We start from the raw sequence: 13,947 nt of genomic DNA on the forward strand, positions 1-13,947 counted from the left end.
GATGCACCCTTGCTCAACGCGTCGTCGCACCTCTGCGGCAGTCCGCGCCAACCGCCTTGTTCAAGCGAGTTCTCGATGAATAGCCAACCCGATGTCGCCAGCTGTGTGGCGGCCGAGGTCGTGACGCAGTTACCCGTGCCTTCGCGGCTCGGCATGCTGCGTTACGAGCGGCTGAACGAAGCGAGCTGGGCGATGCTGTACCTGGATCCGGCCTGCGACCGCCAGTTCGGCCTGCCCGCCGCCGAGCTCTGCGCGCTGGTCGGCTCGCCCTACGCCAGCCTCATGGAACCCGAGGCGCGTTATCAGTTGCACGACGAGATCCAGCGCCAACTGGCCCGGCGCAAGCACTACCGGGTGCGCTACACCTTGCACGGCGCTCGCGGTCCACTGCGCGTGCTCGAAGCCGGCGAAGCCTATGCCCAGCACAACCGTCAATTGCTGCGCGGCTACCTGACGGTGCTCGACGATCAGGTCGAAGACCTCTCGACCCAGGATGCCAACGCTCTGGAGTCGCGCAACAGCCACCTGCAATTGGCCCTGCAGCTCAACCAGCGCGCCCAGCAGGAACAACTCGAACACCTGGAGCGGGTCCGTGCCCAGCAGGACCTGATCCTGCGCCTGGCGCGCCAGCGCTACAGTGCCAGCAACTCGCTGCTCGAAGCCGCCGAGCTGATCACCCGCAGTGCCTGCGAGATCTATCGACTCGACTGCGCGAGCATCTGGTACCTCAACGAACAGCGCCTGGAACCCATCACCGCCTGGTATCAGGGCGAACAGGCCCACCGCCTGCCGCAGCCGATCGACGCCAGCCATTACCCCGACTACCTCGAGGCGCTGCACGCCAGCCGCGCCATCGACGCGCACAACGCCAGTCACGACCCGCGCACACGCGATCTGGTGCAAGGCCTGTCGAACACCCTCGACAACGCCATGCTCGATGCCAGCATCCGTGTCGACGGTCAGGTGGTCGGCGTGCTGTGCCTGGAGCAGACCGGCCAGCCGCGCGCCTGGCAATCCGACGAGATCGCCTTCGCCGGCGAGCTGGCCGATCAGTTCGCCCAGGTCATCACCAACCACAACCGGCGCACCGCCACCAGTGCCTTGCACCTGTTCCAGCGCGCGGTGGAACAGAGCGCCAGTGCCTTCCTGCTGGTCAACCGCGACGGCGTGGTGGAGTACGTCAACCCCAGCTTCACCGCCATCACCCAGTACAGCACCGAGGAAGTCCAAGGCCATCACTTGGCCGAACTGCCGGCGCTGGAGAACCTCAGCCACCTGATCTTCGACCCACCCTCCAGCCTGGCTGCCGGCAACAGTTGGCAGGGTGAGTTCAAGAGCCGGCGCAAGAGCCTGGAGCCCTACTGGGGACAACTGTCGATTTCCAGGGTGTACGGCGACAACCGCGAGCTGACCCACTACATCGGCATCTACGAGGACGTCACCCAGAACAAGCTCGCCCAGCAGCGCATCGAGCGGCTGGCCTATACCGACAACCTCACCAGCCTCGGTAACCGCCCAGCGTTCATCCGCAGCCTCGACGAACGCTTCGCCCGCGAGGGCAGCATTCCCATCTGCCTGCTGCTGGTGGACATCGACAACTTCAAGCGCATCAACGACAGCCTCGGCCATCAGACCGGCGACAAGCTGCTGATCAGCCTCGCCCGACGCCTGCGCAACAGTTTGAACAGTGGTGGCAGCCTGGCGCGCTTCGCCAGCAACGAGTTCGCCGTGCTGCTCGACGACACCAGCCTGGAAGACGGTCAGGCCGTGGCGCTGCAACTGCTGCGCACCCTCGACAAACCGATGTTCGTCGACAACCAGTTGATCAACGTCACCGCCTCCGTGGGCCTGGCCTGCGCACCGCTGCACGGCGCCGACCCGCAGACCCTGATGAAGAACGCCGGCCTGGCGCTGCACAAGGCCAAGGCCAACGGCAAGCATCAGGTGCAGATCTTCACCGAAGTGCTGAACGCCGAGGCCAGCTACAAGCTGTTCGTGGAGAACAACCTGCGCCGCGCGCTGACCCAGAACGAGCTGGAGGTGTTCTACCAGCCCAAGCTGTGCCTGCGCACCGGGCGTCTGCTGGGGCTCGAAGCGTTGCTGCGCTGGAACCACCCGGAACGCGGCATGATCCGCCCGGACCAGTTCATCAGCGTGGCCGAGGAAACCGGACTGATCATCCCCATCGGCAAGTGGGTGGTGCGCCAGTCCTGCCGCATGAGCCAGGAGCTGCGCGAGGCCGGGTTGGGCAACCTGCACGTGGCGATCAACCTGTCGCCCAAGCAGTTCTCCGATCCCGAGCTGGTCAGCTCGATTGGCACCATCCTCAAGGAAGAAGCCCTGCCCTCGCACCTGCTGGAGCTGGAGTTGACCGAAGGGCTGCTGCTGGAGGCCACCGAGGACACGCGGCGCCAGTTGGACGAACTCAAGCAGTTGGGGCTGACCCTGGCCATGGATGACTTCGGCACCGGTTACTCGTCGCTGAGCTACCTGAAGAAGTTTCCCATCGACATCATCAAGATCGATCGCAGCTTCATCAGCGAGATTCCGGCCAACCAGGACGACATGGAGATCACCTCGGCGGTGGTGGCCATGGCCCACAACCTCAAGCTCAAGGTGGTCGCCGAAGGCATCGAGACGTCCGAGCAACTGGCCTTCCTGCGTCGCCACCGGTGCGATGTCGGCCAGGGCTACCTGTTCGACCGGCCGATCCCCGGCCGCGAGCTGGTCGACAAGCTCAAGCGCTACCCACGCGGTCCGGTGGCCTGACAGCCGCTCAAAGCTCGGGCACTATAGGTCTATTCGCAGTTGATCGCGCAATTGTCGGCGATCAGCCCACCGCACTGTCCCACTGCCAAACAGAGGAGCCTTCCATGGTCCTGCGCTCGGAAATCCTGGTGAACAAAAACGTCCTGCCCACCGCCGAACAGGCCCTTCCCGGCCGTGAAACGCCGATGGCGCTGCCTGAGTTCCACTACGTGTTCGAAGGCACGCCGCTGCTCGGCCCGTTCTTCCAGGACGTCGACTTCGCGATCTTCGGCCTGGGCTGTTTCTGGGGCGCGGAGCGGCGCTTCTGGCAGCGCGACGGCGTGGTCAGCACGGTGGTCGGCTATGCCGGCGGTTTCACCCCCAACCCCACCTACGAAGAAGTATGCTCGGGCCTGACCGGCCACACCGAGGTGGTGCTGGTGGTGTTCGACAAGGACAAGGTCAGCTACCGCGAACTGCTGGCGATGTTCTGGGAGTTGCACAACCCAACCCAGGGTATGCGCCAGGGCAACGACGTCGGCACCCAGTACCGCTCGGCGATCTTCTGCACCTCGCCCGAACAACTGGAGCAGGCCAAGGCCAGCCGTGAAGCGTTCCAGGCCGAGCTGGACAAGGCCGGTTTCGGCCAGATCACCACCGAGATCGAGCAGGCGCCGACGGTCTACTTCGCCGAGGCCTATCACCAGCAGTACCTGGCCAAGAATCCGGAAGGGTACTGCGGCATCGGCGGCACGGGCGTCTGCCTGCCACCCAGCCTGCAAGGCAACTGAACCGTGGGCATGGTGCTGTTTCATTCGCCGCTATCGCCGTTCGTGCGCAAGGTCATGCTGGTGCTGCACGAAACCGGGCAGTTGTCGCGCGTGACCTTGCAGGCGGTCAACATCAGCCCGGTCAATGGCGATGCGCAACTCGACCAGGACAACCCGATCGGCAAGATCCCGGCCCTGCGCCTGGCCGACGGCACGGTGCTGCACGACAGCCGGGTGATCTGCGAATACCTCGACACCCAGCACGTCGGCCAGCCACTGATTCCGCGCGAGGGCTCGGCACGCTGGCGGCGCCTGACCCTGGCGTCACAGGCCGATGCGATCCTCGACGCGGCGGTGTCGAGCCGCTACGAAAGCTTCCTGCGTCCCGAAGACAAACGCTGGGACGGCTGGTTGCAGGCACAATCGCAGAAGATCCGTCGCAGCCTGGCGAACCTGGAACAGCAGCACCTGGCGGAAATCGCCTCGGGCTTCGACATCGTCGCCATCGGCGTGGCCTGTGCACTGGGTTATCTGGACCTGCGCCAGCCTGCGTTCGGCTGGCGCGAGCAACAGCCAGGGCTGGCGGCCTGGTATGCCGAGGTGAGCCAGCGACCCTCGCTGCTGGCTACCGTGCCGGTGGCCTGACAGCAGGAGTAAGATGGGGCCGCTTAGCGGCCCTTTCGCGGCACAAGGCCGCTCCCACAACGTCCGCGTAATCCCTGAAACATGAGGCTGCCTTGTGTCGCGATGGGCTGCACAGCAGCCCCAATCCCAGCCATACATCGCTTGAGTGAACACCATCAGGGGCGTTTCAGCCGCAGTGGCCTGGGTCTGAGCGCAAACAACAACCCCACCCGCAGCGCCAACCAGCGCCCGATCTCTTTGTCCTCCCTCATGCGCCCCTCCCCACCCGCGACCAGTCCAGCCGGCGGGTCAGCACCATGAATACGCCCAGCAGACCGAAGCACAGCAGCGAGCCCATCAGCAGCGCATAGTCCTCAGCGCTGAGCAGGCCATAAAGCAGCCCGTACAGCGCCGCCAGCCCGGCCGCGAAGCCGATCCCGCGGGCGAGGCTGTGCAGCACATGACTCAGGTAGAAGCCGATCAACAGCACGCAGGCCGCCGCCGACAGCGCATACGCCAGGGCAAAGCCCAGGTGCTCCGACAACGACAGCAGCAGCAGGTAGAACAGCGCCAGCGCCACCCCCACCAGCACGTATTGCACCGGGTGCACGCTGAGGTTCTTGAGTACCTCGAACAGGAAGAAGCCGGCAAAGGTCAGGGCGATGAACAGCAGCGCGTACTTGATCGCCCGCTCGCTCTTGAGGTACTGGTCCACCGGGTCGACGAAGCTCACGCCGAAGGTGCGCTCGCTGAACGCTGCGCATTTGTCGGACTCGGCACACTGGCGCAAGGCGTCTTCCAGGTTGGTGGCGAAAATCGAGGTCTGCCAGTGCGCGGTGAAGCCGTTGGCGTCGATGTCGCGGCTGGCCGGCAGGTAGCTGCCGACGAAGCTGGGGTGCGGCCAGTTGGCGTGCATCTGCACCCGGCTGCTGCGGCCCACGGGCAGCACCTGCAGTTGCCCGGTGCCCTGCAGGCCGAGGTCGAAACCATAGTCGAACGCGCGGGCCTGCTCACCGTCGAGCTGCGGCAGGGCGACATGCAGGCCGCCGCTCATCCAGTCCAGACCGGTCCCGGCCTCGAACGGCAGGCGCTGGCCGTCGAAGCTGAACTCGGTGGCGTGCTCAATACCGCGGATATCGCTGACGCCCACCGCCACGAACGGGGTGTCGAAACGGTAGTCGTCGAAGTCTTTCTCGATGCCCCAGCGCGCGGGCAGCTTGAAGCGCCCGCCGATCTGGTTCTTGGCATGAAACAGCCGCGCCTGATAGATCCCGCGAGCGCGCAGCTCGGTGTCCACCTGGCTCTGCACGTCGAAGGTTTCCGGCAGGAAATACAGGTGACCGGCGATGGAGCTGGTTTCCTCGACGCGCTTGCCGTCCTTCTCGATCCAGCGCCGCTGCAACTTGCGATAGGGCACCACCAGCAGCGGGCCGCTGATCTGCTGGTCGAAGCTCGAGCGCTGGGCGATGTCCTGCAACACGCTATCGCGCAGGTTCTGGCGCTCGTCGATCAGGTTGCCGATCATCAGCAGGGGAATGAGCAACAACAGCATCAGCACGCCGATCAGGCCGAGCTTGAAACCGAGGGTCTTGTTCATGGGGGTTGGGCTCCGAGGGTGATGGACGCAGGTTGCGCCCGGCACGTGGAGCCAATGGGGAGGTTCTGTGGAGAGTGTGTGGAGTTGGGGTGTCAGCTGATGCGTCGCATCGGCAGCCACAGGCGAACCCGCACACCGCCTTCGATGTTGTCGACGGCCAGCGTGCCGCCATGCAGGTGCATCACCTCGGCGACGAAATTCAGCCCCAGGCCGGTACTCTTGCGCCCGGTGCCCGGCCGCGGCAATGAATAGAAGCGCTCGCTGACCCGCTCCAGGGCGTAATCCGGAATGGGCTCGCCCTGATTGAACAGACTCAGGGCCACGCGCTCGCCTGCACGCTCCAGGGCGAACACCAGCGCACCGCCCGGCGGCGTGAAGTCCAGAGCGTTATCCAGCAGGTTGGCCAGGCTCTGACGCAACAGGAAGGGGTCGCCCAGCAAACGCAGGCCCTGCGGCACCTGCTGGGCGACCTGCACAGCGGCGCTCTCGATACGTGGCGCATAGCTGTGCAGCATGTCTTCGATCAGCAGCGCCACCGAGACCTGCTGCTCATCCTCCAGCGTCTGCATCTGCTCGACCCGCGCCAGATTCAGCAGGCGCTCGATCATCTGCTGCAAACGCTCGCTCTCGCGCTCGATATTGCCGGCGAAGCGGGCGCGCTGCTCGTCGGCCATCGGCGCCTGCAGCAGCTCCGACGCTGCGCGAATCGCCGCCAGCGGGCTCTTCAACTCGTGGGTCAGGGTATGCACGTAGCGCTCGACATACGCCTTGCCCTCCAGTTGCGTGCGCATGCGCTCGACCGCCGTGGCCAACTGCAGCAACTCGCCCCCTTTGTAGTGCGGCAGCGCCGCCCGCTGGCCCTCGCTGACGGCCTGGGCATAGCGGGTGAGTCGGCGCAGCGAGCGCGCCAGCCACCAGGACAACGCCGCGCCCACCAGCAGGCCCAGCACGATCAAGCCCAGGCCGAGCGTCAGCAAGCGCCGCTCGGAACGGTCGATGTAGGGTTGCAGCGAGCTGTTGGGCTTGGCCACGGTCACCACGCCGATGATGCGCCCGGCGTCGAGGATCGGCGCCGCCACATGCATCACCGAAGTGCTTTCGTCGTTTGGGTCGCTGCGGGTCGAGCGGGCGCCGTACTGGCCGCGCAAGGTCAGGTAGACGTCGTTCCAGCGCGAGTAGTCCTGGCCCAGCGCCTGACCGCTGGAATCGAGCAAGACGATGCCTTGGGCGTCAGTGACATAGATGCGGTGGCTGACCTGATTCTTCGCCAAGCCCCAGATCTCGGCGCCAGGGCGGCGCTGCCCGTAGGACTTCATCACCTGCGGCAGGTGACTTTGTCCAAGCGTGCCAGCCTTGACGTCGTCATGGACGATCTCGGCCAGCAGGTTGGCGGTGTCCACCAGGGTTTCCTCGGAGGACTGGCGCACCACCGGGCGAATCTGCTCGCGTACGGTGTTGAGCAGAAAGTAGCCCGACAGCCCGACGAACAGGAAATACACCAGGAAGATGCGAATACCCAGGCGCATCAGGCGTGATCCGGGCTGTAGCTGTAGCCCAGCCCGCGATGGGTCTGGATCGGCTCTGCCTCGGGCGCTACCTGACGCAGCTTGGCGCGCAGGCTCTTGATGTGGCTGTCGACGGTGCGCTCATAGCCGACATCGGACGGCACGCCCAGGCCGTCGAGCAATTGCTCGCGACTGAACACCCGCCGTGGCTGCTCGAGCAGGCATTGCAGGAGGCGGAACTCATGGCGCGTGAGCGTCAACGCCTGGCCTTGGTAGAGAATGCGCATGGCCAGGGTATCGACCTCGAACGCAGCCACCGCTGCGCTCGCCTCCACGCGCGGGGCCATGCGTTTGAGGATCGCCCGCACCCGCGCACTGACCTCACGCGGGCTGAACGGCTTGACCACGTAGTCGTCGGCGCCGATCTCTAGGCCCACCACGCGGTCGATCTCGCCGTCGCGGGCACTGAGAAACATCACCGGCACTTCGCTGAAGCGCCGCAGTTGCCGACAGGTCTCGAACCCGCTGATGTCCGGCAGCCCGATGTCGAGGATCACCAGATCGGCCGGCCGCAGGCGCATCTGCTCCAGCGCCTGCCCACCCAGGCTCACCCAGGTGGTGCTGTGCCCGTCGGCCTGCAGGGCGTAAACGAGCGTATCGGCAATGGCGGATTCGTCTTCGACGATGAGGATGTGCGGCACGGGAAAGCCTCGGGTTGCAAGCCACAAGCGGCAAGCTTCAAGCTTCAAGCGACAAGCTTCAAGCTGCAAGCTTCAAGAAAAAGCGCTGCGCACGAGCCTATACCGATCCGCTTTTTCTTGCAGCTTGCAGCTTGCAGCTTGCAGCTGCTGCATCAGCAGCCCGGCTTGTCGGCGGTGTAGCGGCGGGCGGGGTTCACGGCGGCCTTGAACTCGCGCAGGGCCTTGGCGCCGATCAGCAGCGGATAGTTGAAGTTGCTGCGGTCGGTGAGGTTGACCTCGACCGTGCGCTTGACGTCGCCCAGGCACAGCTCCAGGTCCACCACCGGGCGGCGCGCGGCTTCGGAGGGTTCGTCCTCGTCCTCGTCATCGCCGACACGGGCCTTGATCTTGCTGATGCGCGCCACCTTGTGCTCGTAGACCTTGCCATCGGCATCCTTGGTGGCGAGGCGGAAACGCACCCAGTCCTCGCCATCACGGGTGAAAGTCTCGATGTCCTTGGCCGACAGCGAGGCGGTGTATGCACCGGTGTCCATCTTGGCCTTGAGGGTCTGGCCGATCTCGGGGAGCTTGATGTACTCGTAGCGGCCATACAGGGTCGGCTCGGCCGCCATGACCGGCAGCGCGAGCAGTGAAAGGAGAGCAAGCATGGATTTCACAGAACACATTTCCTTGAGGTCGAACGGAGGGGGCTTCAGCTGCAAGCTGCAAGCTGCAAGCTGCAAGCTGCAAGCTGGACAGGGTGCGACGGCTTTGTCTTGCCGCTTGCCGCTAGCAACTTGCCGCTGCCTCTAACCTACCCCACATAATGTGAAACATTTGTCCGTGCCGTCGAGCAACGGGCGTTTGGCGTAAGGCGTTGGCCTGCTTATCATTGCCAACCAGAAATTTCACACAACAAGAGTTTATCTATGCGTCGCCTGCTGACCGGCATTCTCACCACCGCCCTGCTGCTGCTCAACACCGTGGTGTTGATCTGCCCTTTGCTGGTCTTTGCCCTGCTCAAGCTGGTGCTGCCTGGGCGTGGACGCGATTACGCCTCGATGGCGGTGATGTGGATCGCCGAGACCTGGTCGGAAATCGACAAGGCCATCTTCGCCCTGTGCATTCCCACCCAATGGGACATTCGCGGCGTCGACGAACTGCACCCGCACACCTCCTACCTGTGCATCAGCAACCACCAGAGCTGGGTCGATATCCCGGCGCTGATCGAAAGCCTCAACCGGCGGGTGCCGTTCTTCAAGTTCTTCCTCAAGAAAGAACTGATCTGGGTGCCGCTGCTGGGGCTGGCCTGGTGGGGGTTGGACTATCCGTTCATGAAGCGCTACAGCAAGGCCTTCCTGGAGAAACACCCCGAGCTCAAAGGCAAGGACCTGGAAATCACCAAGGCGGCCTGCGAGCTGTTCAAGCGCCAGTCGGTGACCGTGGTCAACTACCTCGAAGGTACCCGCTTCACCGAGGCCAAGCGCGCTGAGCAGCAGTCGCCCTATCGCCACCTGCTCAAGCCCAAGGCCGGCGGCGTGGCCTTCGTGCTGGCGGCCCTGGGCCAGCAGCTCGATGCCCTGCTCGATGTGACCATCGTCTATCCGGGGAACAAGGCACCGGGGTTCTGGGCGCTGCTCAATGGCAGCATCGAGCGGGTGATCATCGATATCCGCGTGCGCGAGCTGGACCCGGCACTGTGCGAAGGCGACTACGAGAGCGATCCAGTGTTCCGGCAGAAGGTTCAGGCGTGGGTGAACCAGTTGTGGGCAGACAAGGACCAGCGCATCGAGCAACTGCGCGCCGAACTGCGCTGAATCGCACCGCCCTCAGACTGACGGCACCGTGCGCGCAGGTGTCGTCCACAGGCTACTCAGGTTCTGCAGCAGCGACCCAGCAACGCCCTGTTGACCCAGGTACTGCAGAATCAGCGGCGCGAACTGGCCGATCATCCCGGTATCCATGCCCAGCGCCTTGAACGCGCTGTCCAGGTCGTTGCGGTTTTCCACATTGCCCAGCGCGCTGCTCAACGCCGACTGATGCCCACTGCCCTTGCCAAGCAATGCGTCCAGTCCCTGCAATCCACCCAAGGCATTGGCCCCAGTCAACTGGTCAAGGCCCGGCACGGCCTGGGTCAACTGGCCGTAATCGGCTTTGCTCAGGTTGTTGCGTGCCAGGCCCAGCATGGCACCCGCGCCGCCGACGGCCTGTTCGGGGGTGATCTTCAGATCGCGACCCAAGGTATTGAGCAAGTTGGCTTGAGGCGCCGGCGCCTCGGTCTTCTGATTCGGCCCTTGCAGCGCGGAGACCACATCGGCGGCGTCATTGAGATTGAAGGCGAACACCGGGCTTGCGGCCAGGGTCATCAGGGTTGCCAGGGTGATGGCTTTCATTGCGCGGACCTCGTCGGCCGGGATGGCCTGGGAAACGAGGCATTTGACTGGGCGATAAGAAGGTTGTTCCGAAGCCTGCGACGTGTTTCGAGTACCGCGCCGAGAATTAAGTGCGACTGGAATGCACCTGCGCGGGCATGTTTCATGCTCGAACTGCTTCTCATCTCCAGCGATACCATTGACGGGACGGCCCCCTTGGAAAGAGGGCCTGGGTCTTGGGTCTATAGACCTCTTAGCTTAGAAATCCCGCCGCCAGCAGCGTGACGTGCGCCGAGGCGACCACCGGAATGGTTTTCTGCACCTGGGTAGGCACCCATCCACTGTCATCGTCAGCCGGTTTTGTAGGGGCCGGTGCCGCGTGAGCAGTGCTCATGAGCAGGAACAGAACGCCCGCGCTGACAGCCATTGAAGTTTTCATGTGCGAAGCCTCGTTGTCGATGGAAGAGCTGTGCCGCTTGAAGTGCTCAAGACGGCTTCAGTGACATGCACTTCCAAACTAGAAGACAAACGAACAGAGGCACACTGATAAAAATATCAGTTTGGATGAATGGTATTGTCCAACGGGGTGCACAACCGCCGAGGGCTGCAGCGGTTGTGCAAGGCGGTGGGGCCGCAGAGCGGCCCCTGTAGCGTCAGGCAGCGCTAAAGGTCTTGTGCGGATCGATGACGAATTTCTTCGGTACGCCGGCATCGAACTCGCCGTAGCCTTCCGGCGCCTGATCCAGGCTGATGACCTGCACACCGACCACTTCGGCGATGTTGATCCGGTCCCACATGATCGCCTGCATCAGCTGGCGGTTGTACTTCATGGTCGGCGTCTGGCCGGTGTGGAAGCTGTGCGACTTGGCCCAGCCCAGGCCGAAGCGGATGCTCAGCGCACCGATCTTCGCCGCAGCGTCCACGGCACCTGGGTCTTCAGTCACGTACAGGCCCGGGATACCGATGCTGCCGGCCACGCGAGTGACTTGCATCAGCGAGTTGAGCACGGTGGCCGGGGCCTCGTGCTTGGCGCCCTCGTGGCCGTGGCCGCGGGCCTCGAAGCCCACCGCATCGACCGCGCAGTCCACTTCCGGCTCGCCGAGGATGTCGACGATCTGCTCGTGCAGCGGGGTATCCTTGGACAGGTCGACCACCTCGAAGCCCTGGGCCTTGGCATGGGCCAGACGCGCCGGGTTGAGGTCACCCACGATCACGCACGCCGCACCCAGCAGGCGCGCCGAGGCGGCCGCTGCCAGACCGACCGGACCGGCACCGGCCACATAGACGGTGCTGCCCGGGCCGACGCCTGCGGTGACGGCGCCGTGATAGCCGGTGGGCAGGATGTCGGACAGGCAGGTCAGGTCACGGATCTTCTCCATGGCCTTGTCGCGCTCAGGCAGTTTGAGCAGGTTGAAGTCGGCATAGGGCACCAGCACGTACTCGGCCTGGCCACCGGTCCAGTCGCCCATGTCGACATAGCCGTAGGCGCCGCCAGCGCGAGCCGGGTTGACGGTCAGGCACACGCCCGTGTGCATTTCCTTGCAGGAACGGCAGCGACCGCAGGCCACGTTGAACGGCACCGAGACCAGGTCGCCGATCTGCATGCGCTCGACGTCGCGGCCTTTCTCGACGATTTCACCGGTGATTTCGTGACCCAGGACCAGGCCGACCTGAGCGGTGGTGCGACCACGGACCATGTGCTGGTCGGAGCCGCAGATGTTGGTGGAAACCACCTTGAGGATCACGCCGTGCTCGATCTTCTTGCCGCGTGGGTCCTGCATTTTGGGGTAGTCGATCTTCTGCACCTCGACCTTGCCTGCGCCGAGATACACCACTCCACGGTTACCAGACATGCTCTTACCTCGCTTGATTTGTACTTATGCAGCGGTGGTTGAAGCGCCGCCATCCATGGGCGGCATGCGTTACTGGAATGGGGGAATTGTGGGCCTGATGGGTGTCGCTGCACTGACTGGATGCGACAGAGGGATGCCTGTTTACGGCAGGTCGAAAGCGGTGCAGCCCATCGCGGGGCAAGCCCGCCCCCACAGGGCGTTCAGCGGATTCGAAACCCGTGGCATTCCTGTGAGGCGGCGACTTGTCGCGCGATGAGACCGATCAGAGCACGACAGTGCGATTGGCGTTGAGGAACACCCGCCGCTCGATGTGATACCCCACCGCCCGCGCCAGGGTCAGGCATTCGATGTCACGCCCCTTGGCGATCAAGTCCTCGGGGTAGTGGCTGTGGTCCACCACCTCGACGCCCTGGGCGATGATCGGGCCTTCGTCCAGGTCGTTGTTGATGTAGTGCGCCGTGGCGCCGACCATCTTCACACCCTTGTTGTAAGCCTGGTGATAGGGCTTGGCGCCCTTGAATCCAGGCAACAGCGAGTGATGGATGTTGATCGCCCAGCCGTCGAGACGACGGCACAACTCCGGCGACAGCACTTGCATGTAGCGGGCGAGGATCACCAGCTCCGCGCCCGTTTCCTCGATCACCTTGATGACCTTGCGCTCCTGACCCGGCTTGTCTTTCGGGTCGAGGGCGAAATGGTAGTAGGGGATCTTGTGCCAGTGCGCCAGCGGCTCCAGGTCGGGATGATTGGAAATCACCGCGACCACCTCCATGCCCAGCTGACCGATGCGCTGACGGTAGAGCAGGTCGTTCAGGCAGTGGTCGGCCTTGGACACCATGATCACCACCTTGGGCCGATGATTCGGCGCGATCAGCTCGAAAGCCATGCCGAAGCTGGCGCTGCGCTCGCCGAGCCCGGCACGGAAGGCCTCTTCATCGAAGCCCTCCGGCGCGCGGAACTCGACGCGGATGAAAAAGCGCCCCGACAGCCGGTCATCGAAGGAATGGTGCTCGGTGACATAGCAGCTCTGCTCGAACAGATGGCGCGTCACCACATCCACCGTGCCCAGCTTGCTCGGGCAATCGGCGGTGAGAATCCAGGTATCCGGTGCCCGACTCATGTGCTGCGCTCCTTAGGCCTCGATGGCCAGACCGTACTCGGCCGAGGCGTCCTGCAGCCACAGCCACCAGTAATCGGAGAAGCTGCGGCGGATCACCAGCTCCCAGGTGTCTTCAGCCGTGCGGCGAATCACCAGTTGCGACTTGGCGAACACCGTGCCGACCGCCTTGCCCACCGGGAAATTGTTGGGGTGTACGTCGTAGCTGGTGGACTTCATCAGCACGTCGCGCACGTTCGGGCCGCGCAGCTCCAGCAGGCTTTGCCCGCCGCTGACGTTGACCACCTGGATGTGCTGGCCTTCGAGGGCCGCGCGCAGTTTCTGCTCGACGGCCAGTTCCTGACCGCCGGGGACGATCAGCAACCATTCGTCCGGGCCGACCCATTGCAGCGACATCTCGTCGTTGGCGACGACGGTCAGGGCCACCGGCAGTTCCAGGCCCAGGGCCTTGTGCACACCGGCGGCGAATTCGGCGTCGTGACCATCGCCACGCAGGGTCAGGTGACCGAGGAACTTGCGTTCGCGCAGGGTCACGCCTGCGTTGTTGCGGCCTTTGCCGACCAGGCTGGCCAGATCGGCATGGTGCAGCGGCGACTGGGCCTTGGCCTCGCTGCCGGGATTTTGCTGGAAGACGTTGATAGCGCTCATTTCTTACCTGCCTTGAATTCTTGTGCCAGGAAC

The 13,947-nt window shown here is 64.1% G+C and carries 13 protein-coding genes; 4 read left to right on the forward strand and 9 right to left on the reverse strand.

The features are described 5' to 3' along the window. Positions 1–75 precede the first annotated feature (75 nt). The 3 genes from NJ69_RS16895 (at position 76) to NJ69_RS16905 (ending at position 4,163) form a co-directional block, all read left to right on the forward strand. Positions 76–2,769 (forward strand): GGDEF and EAL domain-containing protein, encoded by a 2,694-nt coding sequence (locus NJ69_RS16895; protein ID WP_039581264.1) that lies wholly within the window; start codon positions 76–78, stop codon positions 2,767–2,769. Between the two features lie 104 nt (positions 2,770–2,873). Then, a complete protein-coding gene (msrA, locus tag NJ69_RS16900; RefSeq protein ID WP_039581267.1) occupies positions 2,874–3,539 on the forward strand; it encodes a peptide-methionine (S)-S-oxide reductase MsrA in 666 nt (221 codons plus the stop codon). Between the two features lie 9 nt (positions 3,540–3,548). Next, on the forward strand, positions 3,549–4,163 hold the full coding sequence (locus NJ69_RS16905) for a glutathione S-transferase (protein WP_039581269.1): 615 nt from the start codon (positions 3,549–3,551) through the stop codon (positions 4,161–4,163). A gap of 247 nt (positions 4,164–4,410) precedes the next feature. On the opposite strand, the gene creD is transcribed toward NJ69_RS16905, so the two are convergent. The 4 genes from creD to NJ69_RS16925 all read right to left on the reverse strand — a co-directional run bounded on the left by creD (position 4,411) and on the right by NJ69_RS16925 (position 8,601). After that, the gene (creD, locus tag NJ69_RS16910; RefSeq protein WP_039581272.1) at positions 4,411–5,739 is read right to left on the reverse strand and encodes a cell envelope integrity protein CreD; all 1,329 of its coding nucleotides are present in this window, start codon (positions 5,737–5,739) and stop codon (positions 4,411–4,413) included. A gap of 92 nt (positions 5,740–5,831) precedes the next feature. Further along, a complete protein-coding gene (gene creC, locus NJ69_RS16915; RefSeq protein ID WP_039581275.1) occupies positions 5,832–7,265 on the reverse strand; it encodes a two-component system sensor histidine kinase CreC in 1,434 nt (477 codons plus the stop codon). Continuing rightward, positions 7,265–7,945: a two-component system response regulator CreB gene (gene creB, locus NJ69_RS16920; protein WP_029615274.1), complete on the reverse strand. Its 681-nt coding sequence runs from the start codon at positions 7,943–7,945 to the stop codon at positions 7,265–7,267. Before creB ends, creC begins: the two co-directional genes overlap by 1 nt. A gap of 152 nt (positions 7,946–8,097) precedes the next feature. Next, positions 8,098–8,601 carry an ATP-dependent zinc protease family protein gene (locus NJ69_RS16925; protein WP_029615273.1) on the reverse strand — a complete coding sequence of 168 codons (504 nt, stop codon included), beginning with the start codon at positions 8,599–8,601 and terminating at the stop codon, positions 8,098–8,100. A gap of 252 nt (positions 8,602–8,853) precedes the next feature. Here NJ69_RS16925 and NJ69_RS16930 point away from each other — a divergent pair, with 252 nt between their 5' ends. Further along, positions 8,854–9,741 (forward strand): acyltransferase, encoded by an 888-nt coding sequence (locus tag NJ69_RS16930; protein ID WP_039581278.1) that lies wholly within the window; start codon positions 8,854–8,856, stop codon positions 9,739–9,741. A gap of 12 nt (positions 9,742–9,753) precedes the next feature. Here the strand turns inward: NJ69_RS16930 and NJ69_RS16935 are convergent, their stop codons facing one another. From NJ69_RS16935 to NJ69_RS16950, 5 genes are all read right to left on the reverse strand, one after another. Beyond that, positions 9,754–10,317 (reverse strand): DUF2780 domain-containing protein, encoded by a 564-nt coding sequence (locus tag NJ69_RS16935; RefSeq protein ID WP_029615271.1) that lies wholly within the window; start codon positions 10,315–10,317, stop codon positions 9,754–9,756. A 232-nt stretch (positions 10,318–10,549) separates the two neighbouring features. Continuing rightward, positions 10,550–10,735, reverse strand: coding sequence for a hypothetical protein (locus NJ69_RS22670; protein ID WP_155290544.1), 186 nt, complete (start codon positions 10,733–10,735; stop codon positions 10,550–10,552). Positions 10,736–10,949: 214 nt separating this feature from the next. After that, positions 10,950–12,149, reverse strand: a complete 1,200-nt coding sequence (gene fdhA / locus NJ69_RS16940; RefSeq protein WP_039581282.1) for a formaldehyde dehydrogenase, glutathione-independent — start codon at positions 12,147–12,149, stop codon at positions 10,950–10,952. 262 nt (positions 12,150–12,411) lie between these two features. Further along, a complete protein-coding gene (purU, locus tag NJ69_RS16945) occupies positions 12,412–13,269 on the reverse strand; it encodes a formyltetrahydrofolate deformylase (protein ID WP_029615232.1) in 858 nt (285 codons plus the stop codon). 12 nt (positions 13,270–13,281) lie between these two features. Beyond that, entirely contained in the window at positions 13,282–13,914 is a 633-nt protein-coding gene (locus NJ69_RS16950; protein WP_029615231.1) for a sarcosine oxidase subunit gamma, read from the reverse strand. Positions 13,915–13,947 lie beyond the last annotated feature (33 nt).

Origin of the sequence: Pseudomonas parafulva, from assembly GCF_000800255.1 — a bacterium.
In the GTDB taxonomy this organism is placed as follows: domain Bacteria; phylum Pseudomonadota; class Gammaproteobacteria; order Pseudomonadales; family Pseudomonadaceae; genus Aquipseudomonas; species Aquipseudomonas boreofloridensis.